The following is a 24983-nucleotide window of genomic DNA, read 5'->3' as shown; positions in this document are numbered from 1 at the left end:
ACAGAGACTTTCATTATTCGCATGGAAGAGGCGAGAAATTGGCTGGCAAACTCAAGAAAGCTTTGCTGAAGTATAACACGCCACGAAGGATAGTGCAGTTCTTGTCTTTCATATTTTTCAGCGCGATCGTTTTCAATTTGGGTTCTTTGCCCCTTTTGCTTCCTGTTATGTGGACTTGGAGGCTTCAGCCTAACACGGTAGGTGATGCGTATACTGCAATACAGCTTATGTTGTACAATGCTGTTTTTCCATGGGTTGCTGTTGCTTCTTTCCTAGTTGTTGGCATTTTAATTGGCAAATCATTGTGCGGTTGGGTTTGTCCGTTCGGTTTTGTTCAAGACTTAGTTGGCTTCATTAGCCGTAAGAAACGAGAAATTTCGCCGCGAACTCATGAAACTCTGATATACGTGAAATATAGCATCCTATTAATCACTTTGTTCATTAGTGGAACCTTCGCAGCCACAAAACTTGCTGGGACCTACAGAAGCTATGAAAGTGCTTTGGGCATTTTCACACAGGCGCCGTTCACTGCTTTGAGTCCTGCGGAAACTTTGTTTGGAACGTTGCCGGCATTTGTTCAGAGTGCAAGCGCCGCGTTTATAAGTCAAACTGTGGATGCTGGGTCTTTTATTGCAATTTTGCCTCTGCTTTTCTGGGCGCAACTGTTCATAATGAGCTGTGTTATCACTTTTGCTGTATTTGTTCCTCGAAGCTGGTGCAAATATTTCTGTCCTCACGGGGCGATTATGGCTGTTTTGAACAGGTTTAGTTTTCTCGGCTTACGTAGAGATTTAACCAAATGCACCAAAGGTGAATGTCGCCTCTGTGTTGAGGCTTGTCCGATGCGTGTCCAGATTTTGGATTTGCCTTGGGAGAAATTTAGCGACCCAGAATGCATCTACTGCATGAAATGTGTTGACGCATGCGAAAACAAAGCCATCAAACTGAAATATCCGTAGTAGTGCGCGTAAGCATTTCATTGCATGGGTCTCTTTTTCTGTTTCCGGATTAAACCAGACTTGAAATAGCATTTTTGTTTATTGGAAAAACTTGAATTATTGGGTGGTGAAAAACAAAATGAAGGAAAAGGCTAAATGTTCAAACCACAGTTAAATACTGTGGAGACGTGTCACCGCCTAGCCCTAAACGAAGGGCAGAAAGAGAACAAGGGGGGGCGATGATGAACGTGCGAGTTGCTGCTATCCTAATAGTTTTAGCTTTTCTAAGCCTAATAGTCGTAGCCTACAACTTCCAATTCCATAATATCCCATATTCAGTGTACCTGAACACTCACAAGTTGTCTGAGTGGGAAATTCCACCACCTACGTACACAGACCTCACTCAAAGCGATTTCTCCGGCAGTCCTTATGAATATACAATAGCGAGCGATGCTGTCCGTGATTTCATTGAACTTCCCAAATTGAGTAGTGCTCGTTACTGGTTTGAAGAATACTTCAACTATTCAAAAGGGCATGACATAATAAAATACTACAGTGACTACTACTACATCCAAATAGCCTATTTCCCAGAAGTAGAACGGACATTGGGAGAGCATGTACTTCTTTGGGTTATTAACGTAGGCACGGTTGTCGCATGGGCTATCTTTGCATATACTCTCTATCTAACCTACAAACAGACGACACCCCCTAGAAAAATAGAGGTTTCGAAAAATGAAGAAAGTATCCTTACTGTTCATCTTGCTATTGCTAGTACCTCTGCTTCAAACAAGCCATGTGTACGCTCTATCTTCAGGGTACGAAAGATACAAAGATGACAAATGCGAATTCTATGTTGAGTATTTCCCAATAATTCCCTACAACCCTACATATCCAACGGCTAATGAGGAATTTGCCTTCAAATTTTATATATGGCAATATTGCTGGCACGAATTCTTTAGTGACTTTATTCCTCATGGATGGGCTATATGGGTCTTTTATAAATGCGATTGTGGAAACTGTGATTACGCGGTATATAAAAGATGGTATCCTACCTCATCGTCTCAAAGTGGACAGCCCGTCTCATGGACACTTACAGTTGGAACCGAATTTCTATCTTTGGGAGCAACAATCAACGCCATAAGCGGTGACTTTTACACTAACTACACTAGATACGAGAAGGATGGATATACTCATCTACAACAGCTTGCAGAAATGTACGGTTACGACCCTTTTCGAGGTAGCGTTTACACTGAAGGAGCAGGAAGTATCGGAATTCAAAATGGTCTTGCACAAGCTCACCAAGGGCATCATGCTACCATATGGATTCATGTACGTGCAATGTGGTGGGAGTACTTGTATGGTTTGGTGCCAATAGGCATCGCTTTAATGGATACCAACTTTATAATAGGAGACGACATCCCATCTGAAACAGATTGCTGGTTGACAGTGGAGCAAGGCGATACGTCATTCACTGTAGAAGGAGGCGGTGGTGGCGGTGGTGGTTGTCCAACGTTGTTTGTTTGGAATGGCACAGACTACGCTGATGAAGGCGTGTTAAATATTCATGCAGAATCGGACATAACCGTTCAGCACACACTAGAGAACTCTTTAGCCTTAGAAAACGGTGTTTACAAGCTTCAATTAAGAGAGTTAGACAATTACACTAGCCATATTGACCAAGTGAAGCTTTATGCTGTGGATTATCAAGGAAAATGGAACCCGTGTCCGTTAATATACGCTTATCACAACGAACTTGGCTATGTAACAACCAAACTAATGTTAGACGATGAAAAGCGTGTGGACTTGACACCAACACAAACCATAGACCTAAAATTCCTACCTTCAATACCATACACTCAAACAGCCCACTTTGTATTCGAAATAAACGGATACAACATGAAAATACCTTAACCACCAAAGCCTAAAACTTTCCCTTTTTCTATCTTTTAAGAAATGTTCTAAACAAGTTTATGCCCAGAAGCTCTTTGAGTAGTCTTTTAAGACTGTTTGGTAAATCGCCTTTGTTTGTTGGGCTATGTTGTTCCAATCGTATTTTTCTTGAACTTTCTTGTACGCGTTTGTTCTTATCCAATCTGCGTATTTTTCGTCAAGTAACACTTTCGTTATCCCCCACGCCAACGAGTCTGGATTATTAACGTACGTTTTAACGCCCGTCACATCATGCTCGACTATTTCTGACAAACCACCCGTGTCCGAAACCACAACAGGACTCTTCGCCGCCATCGCTTCAAGAGCCACTATCCCGAAAGGTTCGAAAAGCGAGGGCACTACTGAAACATCTGCACATTTCTGCAATTTCTTCAATGTTTCGTCATCAACAAATCCAGTGAAAAGCACTTTATGTGATAATCCTAAACTTTTAATGATGCCTGAAAGCTGCTCTTTCATGTAACCATTGCCTACTATTACAAATTTCGCGTTAACTTTCTCCAAAACTTTTGGAACCGCATTGACAAGAACCTGAACTCCTTTTTCGTAAACAAGTCTGCCCACAAACAGCACAATTTTCTCTTCAGGCAAAGCAAACTTGCCTCTAAAACCGCGTAAATCCGAATTTTCCACTTTTGCGTAGGCTTCTGCGTCAACGCCGTTTGGAATCATAACCAGCTTGTCTGGTGGCAGCCCAAAAGCCCATTGAACATGCGAAACCATATAATTGCTGCAGCATATCACTTTCCACGCCTCATACGTGAGCCACGCCTCTGTCTCGTGAATCATCCGTTCATAGTCAAAATGAATTCCATTTCTCCGCCCAATCTCAGTCGAATGCATAGTAGTCAAAAGTGGCTTTCTAAAAACATGTTTTAATCCGATTCCCGCGTTTGCAACAAGCCAGTCGTGAGCGTGAAAAACATCAACTTTTCCACTTAAACTTTTGACAAGCGCTGCGGCTTCCTTCTGCATGTTCACATTCATCAAGTAAACCCATGTTGCAAAATCTGGTGAAGGATTCTTGTAAGAATCAATCCTGAAAACTTCTACACCATCAATAACTTCATGCTGAGGCGCACCTGGAAAATCACAGGTAACCACATAAACCTTTGTGCCATTCTTTGCTAAACTGCGAGACAAGTTATAGACATGCGGTGATATTCCTCCAATAATCCTGGGCGGAAACTCCCAAGTAAGCATCATAACAGATAATTCATCAGTCATTCGGAGAGAGCGCCTCCAGCAACACTCTTATAAATTTCTAGAACATTTCTCGCCCAATGCGTGGATTTCGGCGGAATAATTTTTACCTTTTCTAATGGGACCTTGTATAGTCGATAAACCTCGTCTCGCATCCACTCAGATTTAACAACAAGTTTTGCCGCTTCATACATGCCCAACCATTCAATGCTCTTAATAGCCATGTTAAACGGTGAATTTGCGCCATGAGAACGATGCTCTTCAAGGCTTTCCACAGAATAAACAAACGGCACACCAAGTGCTTTTTTCAGAGTAACCGCGGCTGGTATGAAATGCCAATCATGGACGTCGATGAGGTCAAGCCGCTTATCCACGTTGTAATAGATGTTTGCTGCTGCTCTTTCAACTTCTTGATTTAAAGTGAGAACCCACGTGAGAACACCAATATGCGTGCGAACAGGATTCGTTACTCTGTAGACTTTTACGCCTTCCGGCTCCTCATATTGCCCCGTCAAATAATCATGATAAGTAACCACGAAGGCTTTTACATTATTTTTGACAAGTTGTATAGCAAGCTCTCGAACATGGTCTGCAAGTTGTCCGACAATTCTCGGCGGATATTCCCACGAAAAAATGGTGACTTGCATTCGCTTTCACTACGTGAAAAATGCACAGACTTTTATTATTCCCCGTCCTGTCAAATAATACCTTTTCTTTCCCTCATTATCCGTGAAGCTTTCTGCAAAACCTTCAAGCTTGTAATTGTCTAGAGTTCTTTCCACTTCGTTTATGTCGATTTGTAAGACCTGTGCCAACTCTTCGCTTCTTCTCGCTAAGTCCGGGGCTGTTGCGCATAGGTTGTGTAATGTCTGTAATATTTTCTCCGGAAGTGGTAGTTCTTCTCTCAAAGAGTTCACCCTAACTAGCCTTAAACTTACTTTTTAATGCTGTTTCTTTTATAAAAGCATACAATACTGCTTTAGAAATATTTGGTTGCCATTTGTGTCTGCTTGCTAAGTTCTCTGAATCTTTCATTGACAACCTTAACGAGTGCTTTTCGAAGCGCTTCACTCTTCACTCTTGAAAGTCTAACTTTCTTCAACTGCGCCGTTAATGTCTTGTCTTGAAGCGATTTTTCCGCCCACTTTTCGAAGTCTCCACGAGAATTGTGAAATTCTATAGATTTTATGTTAATTTCTTGAAGAGCTTTTCCGAATCCTTTCAAACTCCACGCCATGATGCCGGTGAACTTGTCTTCTCCTACTCCGGCATAAAATAAGAACGGCTCGTCCGCAACTGCAGCTGCGAGTCTCACTCTGTTTTCAAAATCTAGTATTGCCGCTTGTTCTGTCACAAAAGCGTCTATTGGAGACCCGAAAGGACTAAAATAAGAGTGGACTTCGCCTGGTGCGCCGCCTGCTGTGAACATGTAATAGAGGTGGTCGCTTGTCTGGAAATACCGCCACATTTTCAAAAGCGCCTCATCTCCGGTTTCCTTTACAAGCGGTTCCAGTCTTCTCGTAGTCGAATAGTAAGCCCACTGCATCGTGTTTCCAAGCCAACAGCTTGCGTCTCTTTCTAAATCTGCCCAAGAAACTGTTCCGCCGAGCTCTGGAACATCAATTTCTCCAGATGGTTCATACTTTTCCACGACTTCTGAGGGCGTAGACATGTGTAGATGCCACCATTTTAGAATCTCCCGTGGCAGATGCTTTAGAAACTCGTGTATGCCTGTTTCTGGCCAGTGGTGTTCGCCGAAAGTTTCGTAGTCTGGGAATATGTTAATGCATTGTCCGGGTGTTGCTGCCAGCCAGCTTGCGTATTTGTCTGCGGTTAAGGGCCACTCGTTCCACCATCTTGCTGAGAATCTGAATCCTATATCGTCCGTTAGCTTGTAGTTTCGCAATAATACCTTGATTTTCCTGTCGCCTTTCGGCGTGTAAATATAGTTAGGCGATTTTCCGTGGAGTATTCTTTCTACGCCTTCCGTGAAAATTCCTTTGAAACCCAACTTTTCTACAGTGTTTGCTATCGCATTGTTGTAAAGTAGCTCTGTGTTTTCGAAAACTTTAGGCGTGTAACCAAGTAAATCTTTCATAATTTGCTGGTGCATTTTTACCTGTTCGATAAATTCGTCTCTTTCCGGGTATAGGCTTGCCAGCGAGTGATAATAGGTTTGGCTTAGGAATTCCACGCATCCAGTTTCTGAAAGCTGTTTGAACGATTCTGACAGGTCTTTGTTGAACATTTCGCACTGTTCTAAGAAAACGCCGGAGATGCTGAATGAAACTTTGACTTGCTTCTTCTCTCTTTTATATTTGTCTATTAAGTCTAGCAGTATCTGATTGGATGGGAAATAGCATTTTCTGCATGCTCTCAAGAAAACTTCCTTATTCACTGAATGGTCAAAATAATAGTCGAAAAGTTCTTCCTTTTTTATGCGTTTGAAGAGTTTGTTTTCCCAAAAGAAGTTTTTCTTAATCCTGTGTGGTTGATGGACTTCGAAAACGAACACTATGTCAACCAAAGCTTTAGCCTCTGTGTATTCATTATCAAACTGCATATTATTTCTAATTTGCTATGCTAAACATGCGTGAAGGAAGGCAACGTAAAAGTTTAGGTTTGATTCGAATTCTGAATTCATAACTTATTTATCCGCACTCGAACCTTCTTTGTTTTACAACAAAGGTGAAACCGCGTGTCAATAGAAAAAATTAGAGTGGATAATCCACAAGAACTGGGACAAATGATAACCAAAGAAATGAGCCAAATCGAAAAAGACTTGACAATGATCTGCAGTAACGTTCCAATAAATGACAGAACCACATTGGATGTTTTGTGCCACGACAACAATGGTCAACTTGTTATTATACAATTAAGCGTCAAAGAAGACGACATAATGCTGCTGCAAGGAATACAAAGCCTCGACTACGTTGACAAGTTCAAGTCATTCTTGAAAGCCACATACAACAAACACAAAATCGACGGCAAAGAAAGACCACGATTGATCTTGATCGCGCCAAGCTTTTCAGACGCGCTAAAACGTGCAGTTGAAAGCATGAAGGGAATGCGCATCGACCTCTACGAATGGGAATACCTAAAGCTTGGAGACCACAAAGGCCTCCGTCTCCAACCCATTTTTACCTGGGCTCCGCATGAGAAACCAAATGAAAGTGAGGAAAAACCACCAGAGAAGAAGCGCGAACCAAAACCAGTAAAGAAGAAGGAACCCGAGCCAGAACCTAAACCAGAAAAGAAGGAAGAACCTAGACCAGAACCGCCAAAGCCTAAACCAGAACCACCGAAAGAAGAGTTTCCGTTGTCTCCGCCACCACCAGTGCCTCCGAAAGAGGAAGAGCCGAAGAGGAAGCTAAAGCTATTCTAAATAAGACTGCGCCTAGTAGTTTCGTCCCGTCTTTAAGTTTCCTCTCAAAAACTTTTCTTGTGAAAAATGCTATCTGAGGTGCTTTCGCATGAGAATTGGGTTTTTTGTTTGGGAGTATCCGCCAGCACTTGTTGGCGGCTTAGGAACTTACGCTGAATATATCACTCGAGAATTTGTTTCTATGGGTAATGACGTGACAGTTTTCACTCTTAACCCAGGAAACTTAAAAACTAGAGAAATCATAAAAGGCGTGGAAGTTCACAGACCCTTAATCGCGGATGCAAGCAATGTTTTTCCAATGTTCGTCATTGACGACCTGAAAAAGTGGGGAACAAACATCCGCATGTTCAATGACATATTCATCTATAACATTCTGAGCGCGTCAAAATTCATAAACAGCATGTTGAAAAAGGAAGGCTGCAACTACGATGTTGTCTGCGTACACGACTGGTTAAGCAGCATAGCAGGGATTATAATAAAAAATGAAACCAAAGTTCCAGTGACATTTCACGTTCATAGCACGGAATGGGGAAGAGCGGGCGGAACGGGCTCTGAAGTTGTTTCCTATCTAGAGTGGGCAACCGCACAGAAAGCAGACAAAATAATCACAGTAAGCCACGCTATGCAAGAAGACTTAGTAAGACATGGATGGCCAAACTCAAAAATAAGCGTAGTCTGGAACGGTGTGGACCCAGAACGTTATAATCCACGCAATTGCAAACCTGAAGAAGTAGATGCAATCCGCAGTAGATACGGCATAAAGCCAGACGAAAAAATGCTTCTCTTTCTAGGAAGGCTCACTTGGGTGAAGGGTGTTGGAAACCTGGTTCAAGCAATGCCGACAGTTTTGGAGGAATATCCTAAAACTAAGCTTGTAATTTTAGGCAAGGGTGAACAGCAGAATGACATAATTGAAACTGCAAAGAGGCTGGGAATAAGCGATAAGGTTGCTTGTAAATTTGAGTTTGTGCCAGAAAAAGAACGAATACTACATTATGCTGCGTCTGACGTGTGCATTTTCCCATCCACCTACGAACCCTTCGGCATAGTCAGCCTAGAAGCCATGTCCATGGCAAAACCGCTAATCGTAGGTGCACAAGGCGTGGTTGGCTTCAGAGAACAAGTTGTCTCTTCTGGACCCGACCAAAACGGCGTTCACGTTAACGGCGGAAACGCTGCAGACATTGCATGGGGTATTAAGCAAGTGTTATGTGATACTGAAAGAGCGAAACGGTGGGGAGAAAACGGCAGAAAACGTGTGTTGCAGTATTTTACGTGGAGAAAAGCTGCTGAACAAACGCTTCACTTGTACCAGACGCTTCAGCATCCACAAGAGCATGGAGAATATCACGTAGTAGATTTAATTGAGAAAATGACTCGAACATAAAACTTTTTTATTATATAATAATTGTTTAGTTTTTGTTATAGAATTTTAAACGCGTTTTTTGTTGGTCTAAAAATAAAAAATAAGGGGTTATGGGTAGGTTTTTCCGAAGTTGTCGCATGCAACGATTACGTCGCCCATGTCTATTTTGTTGTCCCAGTATAAGTTGCATCCGGGAGAGTGGGGACAGCCGGGCGGGCATGGGTTCTGGTGCCAGAAGTTGCCGTCTGTGCCAAGTGTTGAGCCGAAGGCGTCACACACGCTTATTACGTCATCCATTTTAACTTTGCCATCGCAGTCAACATCTCCTACGAGCCTGCTTAGAAAAGTCGCTTGTCTTTTCCATAGTGGTGCTTTTTTAATTATATATGTTGTCAAGAGTGATGGATAATACTCATATATTATGAATTCGACGGGATTTTGTTTTTGTTGTGTGTGACCAATTACGGTGAAGTTTATTCTGCAGAGTAGTCCCCAACCTGTTACGTTAACTCCTTCAAAGGTTGACTCAAAGGTGCCGCACATTAAGGTTCCAATGTTAGAAATACCGTCGACTTCTAAATATTGAAGTGGTCCAGCAGGATCTTTGCCTTTGAAAATGTTTTCTTCTGATGGTATGATGCAGCCTGCGTAGTTTATTATGCTGTTGTTCCAAGAGATTCGTATTTGCCAAGCAATTATATCGGTAACGTTTACCACGTGAAACTCCATCACGAGCGTATCGCTTTCTGGGTTGCTAGCATAATTAACTGAAATGTCTTTATTACCTACAGATAAATCGCCATCTCTATATTTTGTGGACTTTTTGTTTTCAAGCAACACCGAGCCCATAATTGGAGGAATCCAGATTTGGCTGAATTTACCAAAATTTAAGAGTACACTTGCTATGTCTGAGGAGTCTATTTTTCGGTCGTGCCAACCGTAACGTGGTCCTGCTATGTCGCAGTGGAAATTCCACCTAGGACTGGAAATAGGCATTCCCACCTTCCCCGCGAATGAACCATACGCCATACGTATGATGAGTACGTCTAAAGTATCTACTATTCCGTCGTAATTAACATCTCCCGGCCAGTATCCTTCTGCACCTGGCGTGTCTGTCATTGGCCACTTCCACATGTCGTAGCTGTATATTCCTGGAGCCAGCGGGTTATAGTAGTGTCCTTGGACCCAGTCTCTCATGTATCCTCTTTCTATTGCTACATACAGTGGGATTGTTGGCGCTTCCTGGAAGAAGATGTTTTCCACTTGGTAGTATATGGCTTGTCTTACTGGACCGTCTGGCGTGTATAGTCCTTGTTCTATTAAAGCGTCTACTGTTGGGTTGCTGTAACGTTGTGCCGCGGCTAGGGCTCCTTGACTGTGGGCGTATGGATAGGCATAACTGTGGATGTCAACGTAGTCCGCCTGCCAGTCCATGACAAAAGCAGGCAGCATGTGAGCGTCCATGTCGGTTAGATAAGCGCTCCATGGTGGTCCAGCAGTGTATGCTGTGAATGGCCAGCCGTGGTCGCTGGCTACCTTGTTTATTGAGGTGGCTAATTGTGTGGCTATTGCTTGTCTGATGGTGTTTCCACTGTTAAAGCAGATGTAAACTGTGAAGCCTACGCTTGTTAGCGGTACTCCGTTGAAGCTTGCAGCAGCAAAGTAGCTTGCAGCCAAGCTTTCGTCATAGTAGTATTTGGGTATTGAAGCGTCTATGTATGGGAAGCCTCCTGGAGCGAAAGTGTTGGGCTGGTAGGCTTCGCCTAGCAGCTGATCTTGAAGTATCATTGTGAAGTTTATCAAGTGCGCAAAGGCTTTGCGCACGTTCACATTGCCAAAGAAGTTCCTAGGAATACCATTGGGATTAAGCACATCATAGTCATATATTTCTCCATAACGGTTGTCCGGCGTAGGCTCAACGTCAAAAGTCATATGGAACGAGTCAATGGATAAACTAGGTATTGGATAGTCCAATCTAATACCTTCTCTTGTGGGCCCATATTTGTCGCCGTTTACATGCAACTCGCCACATCTTGCACGCGGAACCGCTGCAAAATCCGCAACTCCAGCAAGAAACTCGGCAATGCCTGTACTAGTACTCACTTGCCTAACTGTTAACCTCTCAATCCACCCTGCTGGTCTTATGCTTGAAGAGATTTCCGGCGGATACGGTGGACTTGGCCAGTCTGCAGGCCAACCGCGCCAGTAGTTGTCGTATTTGACCAGGGACCAGCCATATGCCCATTGTAGCCGATCTAGTATGTATGGTCCTGTTCCGCATGTTACTCCTGGGTCTGCTGCAGCGCCTGGTACAATGTCCACGGCTGGGTTTTGTCCCACATCTGGGTTCCAATAGTTGAGCCACGTCGCCCAGTTTCCGTCCCATTCTCCTGGATGTGTTGGATCGGCAAGTTGAGCTTCTGGACCAACATAATCCAGCAGCCAACTCTTGCTCATTATTGAAGCCCAAAACTGGCTAACCACTTGGAAGAAGATTCTCAATGGATAACCAAGCGGCAACACTCCAACATCGTCCCAGAATGCTTGGCGTGTTCGACCATACCAGTAGCTGCTCGGGTTGTCGTCGAAGAGTTTGACTGGCGCGAATGATACTGGGCCTCCTGGTGTTAAGCCTTGGTTTGCTATGTTAAGCCAAACGTGAGTGCTGTTGCTTTGTACAGCCTGGTTTATTGGGTTAGACGGGTCTGAAGGCCATGTTGGGTCTGCACCGTAAGTGTTGAGCAGTGGCTCGTAAATCATCCACTGCGGACCACCAACATAGTCAAGAACCATCCAACGCTCAAAACTGTGCTCAACATCAGCCGTAGTCAAATAGTACTGTGTGAAAGTTATCGTGCCCAAGTCACTCCTGCACCAAGTATGGAATGGCACACCAACGCGAACTTCGAAGTACACAGTGAAGTTCGTGTAGGCAGGTGCCGCTGGATCTGGAGGAGCAACCACAACCTGCGTTGCCAAATGCGGAAGAAAACAATCATAACGTTCCCCATCAAAAGTTATCAACGTCTCATAAACATTAAACAACAACTCCGCACTAGCCATGTCATAACAGTTTGCCGGGTCAAAAGTCACCGGATGATAACCTAGAGGAACATCAACAATAAGCTCATACTGGTTATTCGGTGTTTGAGCGTACGATATATTTATTGGTTCGATTATAGAAACTAGCAAAAGAAAAGCTGCAGTTGCAAGTGCAGTAATCTTATGATTCATTTTTTCTTTCTCCTTTATATTGTGTCGAAAAAAGAGACCTCTCTCAAGTGTTGAAAACAGGTCTCTTCTTTCACTAAGATTATTTTGAAGGGGTTATTTAAAATAAGTTGAAACATTGTTTCAGTGAATCAACGCCTCGAAGTCCTTTAAGTTTGAAGCTATAAATACAACTTCTGGTTATACTTACGAAACATTTTATAGTATTCCATCTTGAAAGAATAAGTGACCAAAATGAACAAGTAGACCTCAAGTAATTATTCTAACTAGAGGTCTAACATAATATAAAAAGTAGGGAAGATTAGGCTTTTCTGGATGCAGCCTTCTCTAATGCAACAACGCCCGGCAATTTTTTGCCCATTAAGAATTCTATTAAAGCTCCGCCTGCAGTGCTGACGTAGGAAATTTTGTTTGACAGTTTAAGCTCTTGTAGGGCAGATATTGTGTGTCCGCCTCCTGCGAGAGAAAATGCTTTTGAATTTGCGATTTCTTCGAAGATTTTCTTTGTTCCGTAAACGAATTCTTTGTTTTCGTATACTCCCATTGGTCCGCTGATGACGATTGATTTTGCTTTTCGTATAATCTTAGCGTATTCATCTACAGTTTTTGGTCCAATGTCGAATATTGAATGGTCAGTGGGTAATTCGTTTATGGAAATTTCTTTTCGTTTGCCGTTTACTTCTACCGCTAAATCAGTAGGAGTTTTGATTTTATCAGGATATTTTTGAATAAGCTCTTTTATACCCGGCACTAAGCCCATGAGTTCTTTCTTTTCTAAGAATTCCATGTTTGCCTTGCCAAGGTTGGCGCCTTTCGCAACGAGAAACACGTGACCGACAACTCCGCCGGTGAGCACATAATCAGCGATTTTGTTAGTCAAAACATACTTTGAAATTTCTAAGGAGTCATCTGCCTTTGCGCCTCCAAGAATGAACACACATGGTTTTTCTGGGTTCTCTAGGACTTTGCTTAAAGATTTTAGTTCTCTTTCCATTATACGTCCAGCTGCACTTGGCAAAACAGCCGTGAAGCCTATTATTGAGACGTGTGCTCTATGAGCTGCAGCGAACGCGTCATTCACAAACAATTGTGCCAAAGGAGCAAGGTTTTGGACAAGCTCTGTTTTGGCGTGAGCTTCTGGTGTGCCTTCCTTTGTTTCAGCAGCAAAGTTTCTGACGTTGTCTAAAACTAAGATTTCGCCGCTTTTGAGATTTTTAATAGCATTTTTTGCTTTCTCGCCGAAAACGTCGTCTACATACTTGACTGGTTTTCCCAGAATCTTACCCAGAATTTCTGCGTGTTGCTTCAGTGGTATAAAGTCTGGGTCGCCTTTTCGTCCTTGATGTGCTAAAACCACGACTTTTGCGCCTTTTTCTGCAAGCTCCTTTATTGTTGTTTCACCATGTGCTCTGATTCTCACGTCTTCTAAGACTTTCTGAGTTTTTGGGTCTACTGGCGAGTTAAAGTCCACTCTTACGAGAGCGACTTTGTCCTTCACTTTTACGTCATCTATAGTTAGATATTTCACCATTTCACTTCACCTTTCTTGAACAGAAAAATAGGAAGGAGGTTTGTTTAAAAATTTAAGCCTTTAAAGTGCTAGAAACCTGCTTTCTTGCCTACTAGTTCGATTAGCTCGACCATGCGGCAAGAGAAGCCCCATTCGTTGTCGTACCATGCGAGCACTTTGGCGAGGTTTCCCCCTACGACCATTGTGGATTGGGCGTCGAAGACTGCTGAGTATGTGCTGTGGTTTACGTCTGTTGAGACTATTGGGTCTTCAGTGTATTCCAGTATGCCTTTTAATGGTCCTTCTGCTGCTTTCTTGAATGCAGCGTTAATCTCTTCTTTTGTAGCGTTTTTCTCAAGAACTGCTGTTAGGTCTACTATTGAAACGTTTGGAACGGGGACTCTTAGGGCTATGCCGTCTATTCTTCCTTTGAGTTCTGGCAGAACCAAACCGGCTGCTCTGGCGGCGCCTGTTGTTGTTGGTATAATGTTTATTGCTCCTGCTCTTGCTCTTCGTAGGTCTTTGTGTACGAGGTCTTGGATTCTTTGGTCGTTTGTGTAAGCGTGTGCGGTGGTCATGAGTCCTGCTTTTACTCCGAAGTTTTCCTGTAGGACTTTTGTTACTGGGGCTACACAGTTGGTGGTGCATGAGGCGTTAGAGAGTATGTGGTGGTTGTTGTGGTCGTATTTGTCGTGGTTCACGCCTAAGACTATTGTTATGTCTGGGTTTGTGGCTGGAGCTGATATGAGCACTTTTTTGGCTCCAGCTTGAAGGTGTTTTGCAGCACCATCTCTGTCTGTGAACAAGCCCGTGGATTCGACAGCTAAGTAGACACCTAAGTCTTTCCAAGGCAACATTGCCGGGTCTTTCTGTGATAATACTTTTAGCTCTTTTCCGTTGACTATTATGCTGTTGTCTTTGGTTTTGACATCAGCGTTGAATCTTCCATGCACAGAATCGTATTTTAGGAGATGTGCAAGTGTTTTTGCGTCAGCTAGGTCGTTTATAGCTACGAAGTCTATTTTGGCATTTCTTTCTATTGCTGCTCTGTAAAGTAATCTTCCTATCCTTCCGAATCCGTTTATTGCAACTTTTATTGCCATTTAAATCACCTTTAATTTACTCGTGGTTTACTCTCATTCAACTAATTAATTTTTTGCGGTTACTTCAGCTTCATTAGTACCATTTCAGCAGCCAAAACCAATGGTTCCCAAGTTTCGCATACTGGCGGTGCATAAGCGGTGTCTGCTTTGGCTAATTCGCGGACTGTCATTTGTTTCTGTATTGCGAAGGATATGGCGTTTATGCGTTGGGTTACTTCTTCTCCGCCGATTATTTGGGCTCCAATTATTCGCTGTGATTCTTTTTCGACGACAAGTTTCACTTTGATTGATCTTGCACCCGGGTAATAGTCTGCTTTCGTTTTCGAAGTGATTGTTCCAGTCACAACATCAATTCTTGCTCTTTGCGCTGCAGCTTCAGTCAATCCAGTAACGCCTGCTTCTGTGTCGTAAAGTCTCGTTACAGCCGAGCCTAAAACTCCAGTGAAAAGTGCATAGCCTCCGGCGGCGTTGATTCCTGCAACTTTTCCGTGTCTTACGGCGACTGTTCCAAGTTGTTGAACGGCTGGTTTTTGTGTGACTATGTGGGTGCTTTCTGCGCAGTCGCCTATTGCGTAAATGTCTTTGACGTTTGTTTCCATTCTCGCGTTTGTCTTTATTGTTTTGGTTTCTCCCAAAGCGATGCCAGCGTCAACTGCGAGTTGAGTGTTGGCTCTCACGCCGAATGCGCTGACGAACAAATCTGCGTTAATTTGTTGTCCACCCGCCATTATGCCTGTCACTTTTTCTGTTCCAAGAAATTCCTCAACGCCTTTTCCGGTGAGGATGTTTATTCCTTTTGTTTGGAGCATTTCTTGAATCATGCTTGCCATGCCTGCATCAAGCATCATTGGGAGAATCTGAGGCAACAGTTCGACAACCGTGACTTTTAAGCCTCTTTCTCGGAGAGCTACTGCCACTTCGAGACCGATTAGACCCGCTCCCATGACTACTGCGGTTTTGGCTCCGTTTCTGATTGCTTCTTCTATTCTTTCTCCGTCTTCTAATGTTCTTAGGGAATGTATGCCCTGTTTTTCTTTTCCTCTTATGGGCGGCGTGAAGGAGTTTGCGCCTGTGGCTAGGATTAGACTGTCATAAGGTAAAGCTTCAGTTTTGCCAGCTTTGTCTACTGTTTCGACGGTTTTGTTTCCAGCGTTAATTTTTGTGACTTTGGTTTCGGTTTTAAGGTTGAGTTTCATCATTTGGTAGAAGGATGGTGGGAAAACGATTAGGTTTTGGAAGCTTGGTATGTGCCCTGCGAGCACGAAGGGCAGTCCACAACGTGAGTAACCCGCGTGTTTTTCCTCGGTTATTAGCGTTATTTCTGCAGTGCGGTCGGTTTTTCTAGCTGCTGATGCTGCATCGACGCCTGCGGCATGTGCGCCAATTATTACTATGCGTCTCGGCATTTGCTTTTTCCTTCTATTTTGCTAAGCTTTTGTGCCATTCGACAGCTTTGTTGAAGTCCATTATGTTGGCTAATTCCGCTTTGAGGTTAGAGGGTTTAATCACTAGCAACCAGCCTTTTCCGTAGGGGTCCTCGTTTAGCAACTCTGGTTTCGATTGGACTTCCGCGTTTACTTCGAGGATTTCTCCGCTTATGGGTGCGACTAAATCTGAAACGGCTTTTACAGATTCCACTGTGCCGTAGGGTTCGTTTTGTTTGGTTGTTGACCCAGGGCTTGGCAGTTCTGCATAGACTATTTCTCTTAGTTGTTTTTGTGCGTAGTCTGTTATACCTACGCGAACTTTGTCTCCTTCAATTTTGGCCCATTCAAAATCTTTTGTGTAATACAGTCCTTCTGGCACTTCGTATCCGTTTACTTTTACCATGTTTTTCACCTTTTTTGTAGTTGTTATTCTGTCACATCTTAGCCTTTAAAATTAACTGTCTCTTGGTGGATTTTGTCGTTGAAGTATTATCTGTTTAAGAAAATTCCGTCAAGCTTAAGCGAAACACTTTATGAAAAAACGCTTAGAAGGGCTAGCGTTCTCTTTTTCCTTGTATGTATTCTTCCACCCACTCTTTGGCTATGGGGTCTGGCACTTGTATCGGCGGATGCTTAAAAGCGTATGAGGATATGCTTATGAGTGGACCGGCGATTTTGCGGTCTAATGCAAGTTTTGCTGCTCTTATAACGTCGATTACGACTCCAGCGCTGTTTGGCGAATCTTCTACTTCTAGCTTGACTGTTATTGTTAAGGGTCTGTCGCCGAATTTTCTGCCTTTAAGCCAAATGTAGCATATTTTCTTGTTTCCCAGAAAGGGCACATAGTCAGAAGGACCTATTCTTGTTGGCAACTCGTAGGGGACAAGGCTTGTTACTGCTTCGGTTTTGCTTATACGCTTAGTGTGTAAACGCTCTTCCACGGTCATGTTCTGGAAATCCGTGTCGCCGCCGAGATTAAGCTGATAAGTCTCGTCGACAATCACTCCCCTATCCACGCATAACCTAACCAAGTTACGGTGGAGAATGGTTGCACCCAACTGGCTTTTCACGTCGTCTCCAGCCACAGGTAATCCTTTCTCTTCAAATTTTTTGCTCCAAACCGGGTCTGAAGTTATAAACTCTGGTATGCAGTTTACAAAGGCGCATCCAGCATCCAAAGCTGCTTGAGCATAAAAGCGCGTGGCGTTTCGACTTCCAACGGGTAAGTAGTTGACAAGGATTTCTGCTTTGGCTTCTTTGAGGACGTTTACCACGTCTGTCTGTTTGAGTTTGCTGTCGTCGTGAATGTTGAATGTTTCTTTCATGTGTTCGGCTACGCCGTCTAGTATTGGGGCGGGCGAAACCTTAACGCCTAAATGGGGCACGTCTGCAAATTTGGCAACACAGTTCGGTTCGGTAAATATGGCTTCAGCTAAGTCCTTTCCAATTTTGTTTTTGTTCACTTCGAAAGCGGCAACAAACTTTACATCTCTAATGTGGTATCCGCCGAAGTTCACGTGCATGAGTCCCGGCACTGTTTCGTCTTCTTTTGCATTTTTGTAGTATTGAGCTCCTTGGATGAGTGCAGATGCACTGTTGCCGACGCCTACGAGCGCTACTCGAATTTCTGGCAAACATATTCCTCTTCGTTGCTTTTGGTCAAGCTTTAGGAACTGCCTACTCTATAACTTTTTCTAGAAACATGACAAGATTAAAAGGGAACATCCCAGCATTAATGAATAGTTGAGAATTTGGTGAAAAGGAATGAGCGAAGGCAACGTAGATGTGAAATTTGAACCCTTTAAAGAAATAGTCATAATGGAACGCAACTACTTCTCAAACCCAGACGACATAGCAAGATTCATTTCCGTCATCGCCGGAGGCAAACCTGCTGGACTTTACTGGGCAGACGGTGTCGTATTTCTTTATTTTCCGCTTCCCGCTTCAACAGAAATCGCCGCAAAGGCGTTAATTGAAGAAAAACGCGTTTATTGGACCTTTGTTGGATATTCACTGATGCCAAAATATCAATCCACGATTGAAACGAAAGAAAAGATAATAGTTCCCATCATAGACATGTCTTCTAACCCCATGTTCCGAAAAGTTGCGAGTTGGTTGAAAGAACAAAAATGAATCATGCGATAAAAAAACTGAAAACACTGAATGTTAAAGGGAAGGTTTTCTCTGGAAGCGGCGAAGGTTCACGATTCACTAGTTTGCCGTGGGTGAAAGAGCAAATAGAGGAGAAACTTGGCTTCACACCCTACGTTGGCACATTAAACATAAAATTACTCGACGGCTACGTTGGTTTTAAGAAACAGCTAAAAAAGGCATCGATAGAGATTCTGCCTGAAAAGGGTTTCTGCCGTGGAAGATGCTTACCCGCCTTTTTTATGGGTGAAACGAAATGTGCGATTGTTATTCCCGAAATCGCAAATTATCCAGATGATGTTGTTGAAGTTATTGCGCCGATAAATTTGAAAGAAAAATTTCAGCTTAAAGATGGCGACTTGGTCGAAGTTAATCTAATGCTTTGAAAGCTACTGTTTCTGTTTGTTTTTCAGAAAACTTTTCACATATTCCCGTAAGCATCCACTTTTCTTTAAGTAGAGTCCATATTTTACCAAGGCGTTCATAGCTCTTGCAGCGTCTTCCGGCGAAGGATAAGCGGGAATGCCTAGTTTGTCAAATCTGAAGCGCGTGTGTAAAGCCATTTCTGTCTCTCCGATGTCACATGCGACTATGGGTTTTTCGTATTTGTTTGCGACTTTTGCTACTCTGTCAATGTAGTCTTCCTGCAAGGCGGGAGTGTGATGTAAACCTAGCAGTATTATGCCATGGATTTCTGGGTCTTGAAAGAGAATTTCCGTTGCATATTCAAACATCTCCGAAGTTGCAGATCCTGTCACGTCCACCGGGTTTGAGTTGGTTGCAAACTTTGGAAGTTTCCCTTCTTCCTTTAAGCGTTCAAACTTTCGAATTGTGCTTTCAGAAAAACGTTTAACCGTTAATCCTCTCAATTCGCATTCGTCGACAGCCATTATGCCTGGACCGCCTGCGTCGGTGATTATCCCCACGTTTTCTCCATTTGCTGGCGGCTGCATAGCCAATGCTTTTCCCGCGTCAAAAAACTCTTCCATGTCCTTTGCTCTTAAGACTCCAGTCTGTGCAAAAACAGCATCATATATTTTGTCTGAACCAGCCATGGCGCCAGTGTGCGAGGCGGCGGCTCTTGCGCCAGCTTCTGTTCTTCCAGCTTTAAGCGCCACTATTGGCTTTTTCTTTGTTACATTTTTAGCTATTTTGATGAATTCTCTTCCAGATTTTATATCTTCAACATACAGCAGAACAACTTTGGTTTCGTCATCATACAAAAGGTAATGTAGCATTTCAGCTTCGTCTACGTCGCATTTGTTGCCGAAACTTACAAACTTGCTGACTCCGATTTGGCGTCCGGTTAAATAGTCAAGTGCTGAAACGCCGAAGGCGCCGCTTTGTGTGACGATTGCGATGTCTCCTTTTAACGGTCTTGGAGTTGCTACAACCTCGTCTCCGGTTGTGAGAATTTTTGTTTCTGGCAGAAACAGCATGTCCACGCCTGTTCTTGTGTCGTAAACTCCGAGGCAGTTTGGTCCTAGAACGCGTATTCCTGCTTTTTTGGCAGTTGCTACAATTTTGTTTTCAAGTTCGTAGTTTCCGATTTCGCTGAATCCTGAACTGATGATGACTGCAACTTTCACTTTTTTGGATGCTGCGTCTTCCATTATTTTTGGAACAATGTTTGCGGGAACAACAATCACGACCAAATCAAGTTTGCCGGGAATTTTCGTCAATGTGGGGTAGCATGTGAATCCTAAAATGGAGTCCTCGTTGGGGTTAACTGGAAAAACTTCTCCTTCGAAAACTCCTCTTCTCTTGTTTTCAACAAAATTTTTGAAAATCACGTGCCCAGCCTTGTTTATCCTTTTTGTTGCTCCGACAACTGCGACGGATTTTGGTTTAAAGAAGGCGTCTAATTGCTTAATTGTTGATTCCATGAAGTTTTTCACCTTTTGCTTCTAACAATGACTATGGGTTTATGCTTTACTGTCTCAAGCATCTCCCAGCTAACGTCAGTTAGTCCAGCTTTGAATTTTTCCGCCATGTCCCAAACAGTTCTTCCAGCGCCAAAACCTCTAGCGCGATTCGCAATTTCAGCTATTTCTAAAGCGTTTTCCGTAGGCAATCTGCATCCAGCCACAGCTATTGGTGTGGCTCTTCGCTTGAGCTTTAAAAATCGTCCAACAACATATGCGAGGAAACCGCCGAATGAATGGATGCTTTTGATTGGTTTTGGGCGTGGAGTAAAGTGAAAATTCATAATCGAGTAGGTCTTGTCAGTATCCACAATTATCACTGATACTTTCTTATGCAAGTTCAGCCAAATTTGCGAGTGTATTTTTTGTGCTATCTCTTGTGCGTTGTTTAATGGCAGGCTAACATACGAGTATGGTAAGTTGCTTCCGTCGATGCCGCCTTCCGAACCAAACATTAAAGCTTGCAAAAGCCCTGCATATTGTAGTGCAACTTGTTTGTGACGGCTTCCGCTGTCTAAAGGATAGTTTCTGAGATGCTGGATTAGTCTCCTACGAAGGCGACACAGCCGACCCAGAAAATAGCCCCAAACTATGCGCATCCAGAACTTGGCAATCAACTTGGCATTGGAGCTTGGCTCAGCAGTGCCTTCGTCAATAATATTATTTGATGCTGTTGAGATTGCCTTTTCCGAAACAACAACAAAATCTCCATCAGCAATCTTTCCCTTGACATTATGGATTATTTCTCTTAAGTAATCCTCTCCCGGACGCCAATATTTTGTTGTTACAACTCGCACTTTATACTTGACCATTTAAACCGCATCAGCATTTCAAAATACCGCGCTAAATTGTTAAAAGCTTCGGAATACACTTTGTCAAAAAAGATTTAGAACTGTTAAAAGGAAATAAATAACGTTTTAAACTATACTGACCGATTAACGCGTGCATGCAGAGGGCACTGTTCAGAGGGGGTTTCAAAATTAATGAAACACGTTAAAATTCAAGCGTTCGACTGTCCCGACGCTTGGTATAAAACGTTGAATGAGATATGGAAGAACGGCGACACGTTCGAGGTTAAGTACGGGTCTGAATGTTCTCTTACAAAGAAGCTTAACGTAAGCATAGAAATTCTCCACCCAGAAAACCGACCCTTAGTGGATGATAAGGCTCCATGCGACATGAAATACGTTCAATGGTACGCACTAAAATACCTGTGGTCGGGACTTATTGAAGACGAAACTTACACGTACGGCTCTAGGCTCAGAAAACCAGTTGACCAAGTCGAAGAAGCAATTAAAAGATATCTGGAGGAAAGAAACGATAGGCAAGTAACTCTTGTTATAAGAATGCCAGAGGACATTAAAAAGAAAATTGGAAACGAGAAACATGAGCCTCCATGTTTGAGTTTAATAGACACAGAAATACTTGATGAGCAATTGCACTTGACTTGCTATTTTAGGTCATGGGACGCCTATGCCGGTTTGCCAGCTAACATCGCGGGGATTCAGTTGTTTGCAGAAGCGCTTGTGTCAGAAATCAATGAACGAGGAAATTTAAACCTTCAAACAGGCAAACTAATCTTTCACAGCAAAAATTGCCACATATACGAAAGACAGTTCAAAATAGTTGAGGATTTGATTAACCCAAAGAAAACTCCGAGACGCGTTTTGTCCAGTCAAACAGCAACGGCTCAACCTTAACCCTGCTATATTTTGGCATATATGCGGTCGCTTGTGTATTTTCCGCTTTGCATTTCCCCTTCTATTTCACGCAAAAGCAATATTCGTTTAAATGTTGGCGGGTGGGTAGCAAACCACGTGTTTATTCTTGCCCATGCTGATTTGGCTTCTTTTTCCATTGCTAACTCCAGTTCTCTCTCGTCAAGCACTCCATCCTTGTCTAGGTCATACTCCTGCTTTTTCTCCATCACAATATCAACTTCCTCTCTAGCCATTGCGGGGTCGCCTATATAGAAAGCTCTGGCTCCAGACGGAGGTTTTGAAGAAAGCGACAAGCCATATGTGATTTTTGCCAGCGCGCTTTGTAGGCTTCTAGGTGAACCTGTTAGATAGGCAGAATAGGCGTCAGCGTAATGTTCGCGAAGTCTGCTGAGGCGCATCACGCATAAAAGCGAGATTATGTAGACGATGTATGATACTATTGCCGCTGCGATGAAAGCTGCTTTTATGCTGCCTTCTTCTTTCTTCTTTGACGATGAGCCGCTGAACCTCACTACTTCCCATGTTCCTCTCGCGATGAGATAAGCGAGAAGCGGTATTGCCGAAAGAACGGTCATTACAATGTAATCCTTATGTTTTATGTGACCCAACTCGTGCCCGATAACGCCTTTGATTTCTTCTTGGGTAAGTTTTGTTAGGAGTCCTTCGTGAACCGCGAGAGTGGCACCTTTTGCGGTTCTGCCAAACACGAAAGCGTTAGGCGTGTCTTCTGGCACTACAGCCAGCTTTGGCATTGGAATTCCGCTTTTTTCTGCAAGCTCTTTCACTGTTGATTCGAGCCATGGATTTTCTCCTGCTTCTAAGTAGCGTAGGCGGGTTGAGCTTGCAACGATGGCTGGTCCGATGAGATATTCAAGCAAAATAAACAGCACTGTGCCTATCACTGCGTAGATTAATGGAAAGTTGAGAATGAGCATTATGGCGGATAAGAACACGGCAAATATTAATGCCACTAGAAATATGGATGTTCCCATTGCAAACTTTAACTCGGCTAATCTGCCCAAGCTTTTCCCAGCAATATCGACATGACAACTGCGGAATTAAGTTTTTCTTAAAATAAACGCTTAAGTTTTCCATGCATTTGCATATTTACTTTTGTGAAGATGGATTCTGAATCTGACTTACAAATACGTAGAATTCATACTTCAACTTCACATCCATTATATACTCTGCAGTGGCATTTTTTAATAACGCGGCAGATGGAGGCGGAACTTATGAGTAAGAAATACGCATATGTAATTGAAGTGGAAGTTCCGAACGGTTCACGAGGCTGGCAAAAAGAAGTGAACAATAGAATGCGAAAGGCGATAGAAAAATTAAGGTTAACTGTTGAAGAGCTTGGCGGAAGAGTTTGCGTCAGATACTAACCAAGAACGTGCATTTTCTAGCGTTTTAGCTTCTTTATTATCTCTTCGTAAGATTTGTCCGATTTCTTCTTAGCACTAATTTGTATTTCTGTTGTCTCCTTACAAGTCTCAAAAACCATGCATGTAAGCGTCTTCTCTATACCCTTGATAAACCTCAGTCTATCAATGATAAATTTTCCAACGGCATCAACATCTTCAGCCTTAAGTTTTATCAGTAAATCCCAGTCACCAGTGATTATGTGAGTCTCTTGAACTTCGGGGAACTTCACTATTTCGTTCGCAATCTCCCTCTGCGAGATTAGTTCTCCATCATTTTTGGTTCTGTAGGAAACTGAGACAAGAATAAAAGCTGTTGTGGCATTACCAAGCTTCTTTGAATCTAGAATTGCCTTGTACGCTTTTATTACGCCTAACTTTTGCATACGCTTTATTTTTGCGAAAACCGTCGTTATCGGTGAATTAACCTTTCTAGCGATGTCTCTCGCGGTCAATCTGCAATTTTTCTGTAATAAAGCGAGAATTGCTAAATCTTTTTCATCAAGTTTGGGTTCCATGTTGGAATTATTACACTTTTTTTCTATAAAAATCTTGTTTTTTTGGAAAATGTGTAATTTTTCTTATAAAAAATTTATAATCAACAATGTGCATCAAATTTTGCAGCAACGACGTATAGAGGCTATTATATGAAGAGGACTCCCTCATTCGCAAGAAGTATAACCATAGCTCAGAATAAACTAGTTGAGATACCAAAGCCTCTAGAGTTGCTCTCTCAAAGCGAGATTCAAAGAAAACAAAACGTCAGCAAAATAACAACTTTCACCCTGGAATATCTCACCAGCGAATTTCTAAAAAGTGGATTCGAGTGGCTGCTACCAGTGATATTTTCCAAATCCACTGACCCTCTATGGCCAGATCCAGGAGCATCTATCGAGAAGCGTGTAGAAGTAGAGATTTACGGAAAAACTGTTAGAGCAACACAAAGCATGATAGTTCACAAAATTGTTGCATGCTCTCTTGTCCAGCCAAAACTATTTGTGCTTTCGCCCAACGTGAGAATCGAGAAAATAGAAAGAGCAAACAGTGGATTGCATGCCTACGAGTTTACACAGTTAGATTTTGAAATCAGAAATGCAAGTTCACGCGAAGTGAGAAGCCTTGTTGAAAGAATGATTTCTGGGCTGGTAAGAAATGTGAAAAGTAATTTGAGTTTTGAATTGTCTTTTCTCAACAGAAACCACAGTTTAAAGATTCCCGAAACACCATTCAAGGTTTATGATAGAGAGGAACTTGAAAACAAGTATGGAAGAAACTGGGAAACACAACTCACGCTTGAAATCGCCAACCCTGTATGGATAACTAACGTTCCCCGCGAATTCTACGATTTCGAAGACTTTGAGAACGGCAAGTGGGACAACTATGATTTGCTGTTGCCAAGGTATGGAGAAGTGCTTTCTGGCTCAAAAAGAGAATGGGAATACCACAAATTAATAAGAAAAATGGAAAGAGACAACGTCAAACAAGAAAATTTCGCATTACTACTGAATCTGGCTAAACAAGGAAAACTAAAACCTTCCGCAGGCGCCGGAATAGGAATAGAAAGACTAGTCAGCTGGATAGCAAGCGCTAGACACGTGGGAGAAACGCAAATGTTCCCAAAAATCCCAGGACTAGTATACGACCTATAAAAA

The 24983-nt window shown here is 42.8% G+C and carries 24 protein-coding genes; 10 read left to right on the top strand and 14 right to left on the bottom strand.

Annotated elements, in window-relative coordinates; genetic code table 11:
• Positions 1-38 precede the first annotated feature (38 nt).
• The 3 genes from QXW63_05395 (at position 39) to QXW63_05385 (ending at position 2849) form a co-directional block, all read left to right on the top strand.
• A complete protein-coding gene (locus QXW63_05395) occupies positions 39-959 on the top strand; it encodes a 4Fe-4S binding protein (protein ID MEM3461326.1) in 921 nt (306 codons plus the stop codon).
• 221 nt (positions 960-1180) lie between these two features.
• Positions 1181-1774, top strand: a complete 594-nt coding sequence (locus QXW63_05390; protein ID MEM3461325.1) for a hypothetical protein — start codon at positions 1181-1183, stop codon at positions 1772-1774.
• On the top strand, positions 1671-2849 hold the full coding sequence (locus QXW63_05385; protein ID MEM3461324.1) for a hypothetical protein: 1179 nt from the start codon (positions 1671-1673) through the stop codon (positions 2847-2849). Before QXW63_05390 ends, QXW63_05385 begins: the two co-directional genes overlap by 104 nt.
• A 57-nt stretch (positions 2850-2906) precedes the next feature.
• Here QXW63_05385 and QXW63_05380 read toward each other — a convergent pair whose 3' ends face one another.
• The 4 genes from QXW63_05380 to QXW63_05365 all read right to left on the bottom strand — a co-directional run bounded on the left by QXW63_05380 (position 2907) and on the right by QXW63_05365 (position 6654).
• Positions 2907-4115 carry a glycosyltransferase family 4 protein gene (locus tag QXW63_05380; protein MEM3461323.1) on the bottom strand — a complete coding sequence of 403 codons (1209 nt, stop codon included), beginning with the start codon at positions 4113-4115 and terminating at the stop codon, positions 2907-2909.
• Positions 4112-4738 carry a glycosyltransferase gene (locus tag QXW63_05375; GenBank protein MEM3461322.1) on the bottom strand — a complete coding sequence of 209 codons (627 nt, stop codon included), beginning with the start codon at positions 4736-4738 and terminating at the stop codon, positions 4112-4114. Before QXW63_05375 ends, QXW63_05380 begins: the two co-directional genes overlap by 4 nt.
• A 9-nt stretch (positions 4739-4747) precedes the next feature.
• Positions 4748-4999: a hypothetical protein gene (locus QXW63_05370; GenBank protein MEM3461321.1), complete on the bottom strand. Its 252-nt coding sequence runs from the start codon at positions 4997-4999 to the stop codon at positions 4748-4750.
• 71 nt (positions 5000-5070) lie between these two features.
• Positions 5071-6654: a DUF5752 family protein gene (locus QXW63_05365; protein MEM3461320.1), complete on the bottom strand. Its 1584-nt coding sequence runs from the start codon at positions 6652-6654 to the stop codon at positions 5071-5073.
• A gap of 135 nt (positions 6655-6789) precedes the next feature.
• On the opposite strand from QXW63_05365, the gene QXW63_05360 reads away from it, so the two are divergent.
• Together QXW63_05360 and QXW63_05355 are read left to right on the top strand one after the other, a co-directional pair.
• A complete protein-coding gene (locus QXW63_05360) occupies positions 6790-7476 on the top strand; it encodes an endonuclease NucS (GenBank protein MEM3461319.1) in 687 nt (228 codons plus the stop codon).
• A gap of 88 nt (positions 7477-7564) precedes the next feature.
• The gene (locus tag QXW63_05355) at positions 7565-8863 is read left to right on the top strand and encodes a glycosyltransferase family 4 protein (protein MEM3461318.1); all 1299 of its coding nucleotides are present in this window, start codon (positions 7565-7567) and stop codon (positions 8861-8863) included.
• A gap of 87 nt (positions 8864-8950) precedes the next feature.
• Here QXW63_05355 and QXW63_05350 read toward each other — a convergent pair whose 3' ends face one another.
• The 6 genes from QXW63_05350 to QXW63_05325 all read right to left on the bottom strand — a co-directional run bounded on the left by QXW63_05350 (position 8951) and on the right by QXW63_05325 (position 17747).
• On the bottom strand, positions 8951-12076 hold the full coding sequence (locus QXW63_05350; protein ID MEM3461317.1) for an ABC transporter substrate-binding protein: 3126 nt from the start codon (positions 12074-12076) through the stop codon (positions 8951-8953).
• 298 nt (positions 12077-12374) lie between these two features.
• Positions 12375-13604 (bottom strand): phosphoglycerate kinase, encoded by a 1230-nt coding sequence (locus tag QXW63_05345; protein MEM3461316.1) that lies wholly within the window; start codon positions 13602-13604, stop codon positions 12375-12377.
• A gap of 68 nt (positions 13605-13672) precedes the next feature.
• Positions 13673-14686 (bottom strand): type I glyceraldehyde-3-phosphate dehydrogenase, encoded by a 1014-nt coding sequence (gene gap / locus QXW63_05340; GenBank protein ID MEM3461315.1) that lies wholly within the window; start codon positions 14684-14686, stop codon positions 13673-13675.
• 59 nt (positions 14687-14745) lie between these two features.
• On the bottom strand, positions 14746-16092 hold the full coding sequence (locus QXW63_05335; protein MEM3461314.1) for an FAD-dependent oxidoreductase: 1347 nt from the start codon (positions 16090-16092) through the stop codon (positions 14746-14748).
• 13 nt (positions 16093-16105) lie between these two features.
• Positions 16106-16516 carry a glycine cleavage system protein GcvH gene (gene gcvH, locus QXW63_05330; GenBank protein ID MEM3461313.1) on the bottom strand — a complete coding sequence of 137 codons (411 nt, stop codon included), beginning with the start codon at positions 16514-16516 and terminating at the stop codon, positions 16106-16108.
• A gap of 151 nt (positions 16517-16667) precedes the next feature.
• Positions 16668-17747 carry an inositol-3-phosphate synthase gene (locus QXW63_05325; GenBank protein MEM3461312.1) on the bottom strand — a complete coding sequence of 360 codons (1080 nt, stop codon included), beginning with the start codon at positions 17745-17747 and terminating at the stop codon, positions 16668-16670.
• 130 nt (positions 17748-17877) lie between these two features.
• Between QXW63_05325 and QXW63_05320 the strand changes: the two genes are divergently transcribed.
• Positions 17878-18246, top strand: coding sequence for a hypothetical protein (locus QXW63_05320; protein ID MEM3461311.1), 369 nt, complete (start codon positions 17878-17880; stop codon positions 18244-18246).
• Positions 18243-18650 (top strand): DUF120 domain-containing protein, encoded by a 408-nt coding sequence (locus QXW63_05315; GenBank protein MEM3461310.1) that lies wholly within the window; start codon positions 18243-18245, stop codon positions 18648-18650. Before QXW63_05320 ends, QXW63_05315 begins: the two co-directional genes overlap by 4 nt.
• Before the next feature lie 3 nt (positions 18651-18653).
• Here QXW63_05315 and QXW63_05310 read toward each other — a convergent pair whose 3' ends face one another.
• The gene (locus QXW63_05310; GenBank protein ID MEM3461309.1) at positions 18654-20150 is read right to left on the bottom strand and encodes a CoA-binding protein; all 1497 of its coding nucleotides are present in this window, start codon (positions 20148-20150) and stop codon (positions 18654-18656) included.
• An 8-nt stretch (positions 20151-20158) separates the two neighbouring features.
• Positions 20159-21001: a coenzyme F420-0:L-glutamate ligase gene (locus QXW63_05305; GenBank protein MEM3461308.1), complete on the bottom strand. Its 843-nt coding sequence runs from the start codon at positions 20999-21001 to the stop codon at positions 20159-20161.
• Between the two features lie 171 nt (positions 21002-21172).
• Between QXW63_05305 and QXW63_05300 the strand changes: the two genes are divergently transcribed.
• A complete protein-coding gene (locus tag QXW63_05300; protein ID MEM3461307.1) occupies positions 21173-21889 on the top strand; it encodes a thymidylate synthase in 717 nt (238 codons plus the stop codon).
• 5 nt (positions 21890-21894) lie between these two features.
• Here QXW63_05300 and QXW63_05295 read toward each other — a convergent pair whose 3' ends face one another.
• Positions 21895-22932: a M48 family metalloprotease gene (locus tag QXW63_05295; GenBank protein ID MEM3461306.1), complete on the bottom strand. Its 1038-nt coding sequence runs from the start codon at positions 22930-22932 to the stop codon at positions 21895-21897.
• A gap of 210 nt (positions 22933-23142) precedes the next feature.
• Here QXW63_05295 and QXW63_05290 point away from each other — a divergent pair, with 210 nt between their 5' ends.
• On the top strand, positions 23143-23295 hold the full coding sequence (locus tag QXW63_05290; GenBank protein ID MEM3461305.1) for a hypothetical protein: 153 nt from the start codon (positions 23143-23145) through the stop codon (positions 23293-23295).
• Between the two features lie 17 nt (positions 23296-23312).
• Here QXW63_05290 and QXW63_05285 read toward each other — a convergent pair whose 3' ends face one another.
• Positions 23313-23849, bottom strand: coding sequence for an Lrp/AsnC family transcriptional regulator (locus QXW63_05285; GenBank protein ID MEM3461304.1), 537 nt, complete (start codon positions 23847-23849; stop codon positions 23313-23315).
• A 129-nt stretch (positions 23850-23978) separates the two neighbouring features.
• Here QXW63_05285 and QXW63_05280 point away from each other — a divergent pair, with 129 nt between their 5' ends.
• Complete coding sequence (locus QXW63_05280; protein ID MEM3461303.1) at positions 23979-24980, top strand: asparagine synthetase A; 1002 nt, start codon at positions 23979-23981, stop codon at positions 24978-24980.
• Positions 24981-24983: the final 3 nt, after the last annotated feature.

This window comes from Candidatus Bathyarchaeia archaeon (genome assembly GCA_038873195.1).
Classification (GTDB): domain Archaea; phylum Thermoproteota; class Bathyarchaeia; order Bathyarchaeales; family Bathycorpusculaceae; genus DSLH01.
This window is presented reverse-complemented; position numbering and strand designations above follow the sequence as displayed.

Coding starts and splice junctions, on each gene's coding strand:
- QXW63_05390 (MEM3461325.1), top strand. CDS start 1,181: ATGAACGTGCGAGTTGCTGCTATCCTAATAGTTTTAGCTTTTCTAAGC.
- QXW63_05385 (MEM3461324.1), top strand. CDS start 1,671: ATGAAGAAAGTATCCTTACTGTTCATCTTGCTATTGCTAGTACCTCTG.
- QXW63_05380 (MEM3461323.1), bottom strand. CDS start 4,115: ATGACTGATGAATTATCTGTTATGATGCTTACTTGGGAGTTTCCGCCC.
- QXW63_05375 (MEM3461322.1), bottom strand. CDS start 4,738: ATGCAAGTCACCATTTTTTCGTGGGAATATCCGCCGAGAATTGTCGGA.
- QXW63_05365 (MEM3461320.1), bottom strand. CDS start 6,654: ATGCAGTTTGATAATGAATACACAGAGGCTAAAGCTTTGGTTGACATA.
- QXW63_05355 (MEM3461318.1), top strand. CDS start 7,565: ATGAGAATTGGGTTTTTTGTTTGGGAGTATCCGCCAGCACTTGTTGGC.
- QXW63_05350 (MEM3461317.1), bottom strand. CDS start 12,076: ATGAATCATAAGATTACTGCACTTGCAACTGCAGCTTTTCTTTTGCTA.
- QXW63_05345 (MEM3461316.1), bottom strand. CDS start 13,604: ATGGTGAAATATCTAACTATAGATGACGTAAAAGTGAAGGACAAAGTC.
- gap (MEM3461315.1), bottom strand. CDS start 14,686: ATGGCAATAAAAGTTGCAATAAACGGATTCGGAAGGATAGGAAGATTA.
- QXW63_05335 (MEM3461314.1), bottom strand. CDS start 16,092: ATGCCGAGACGCATAGTAATAATTGGCGCACATGCCGCAGGCGTCGAT.
- gcvH (MEM3461313.1), bottom strand. CDS start 16,516: ATGGTAAAAGTAAACGGATACGAAGTGCCAGAAGGACTGTATTACACA.
- QXW63_05320 (MEM3461311.1), top strand. CDS start 17,878: ATGAGCGAAGGCAACGTAGATGTGAAATTTGAACCCTTTAAAGAAATA.
- QXW63_05315 (MEM3461310.1), top strand. CDS start 18,243: ATGAATCATGCGATAAAAAAACTGAAAACACTGAATGTTAAAGGGAAG.
- QXW63_05310 (MEM3461309.1), bottom strand. CDS start 20,150: ATGGAATCAACAATTAAGCAATTAGACGCCTTCTTTAAACCAAAATCC.
- QXW63_05305 (MEM3461308.1), bottom strand. CDS start 21,001: ATGGTCAAGTATAAAGTGCGAGTTGTAACAACAAAATATTGGCGTCCG.
- QXW63_05300 (MEM3461307.1), top strand. CDS start 21,173: ATGAAACACGTTAAAATTCAAGCGTTCGACTGTCCCGACGCTTGGTAT.
- QXW63_05290 (MEM3461305.1), top strand. CDS start 23,143: ATGAGTAAGAAATACGCATATGTAATTGAAGTGGAAGTTCCGAACGGT.
- QXW63_05285 (MEM3461304.1), bottom strand. CDS start 23,849: ATGGAACCCAAACTTGATGAAAAAGATTTAGCAATTCTCGCTTTATTA.
- QXW63_05280 (MEM3461303.1), top strand. CDS start 23,979: ATGAAGAGGACTCCCTCATTCGCAAGAAGTATAACCATAGCTCAGAAT.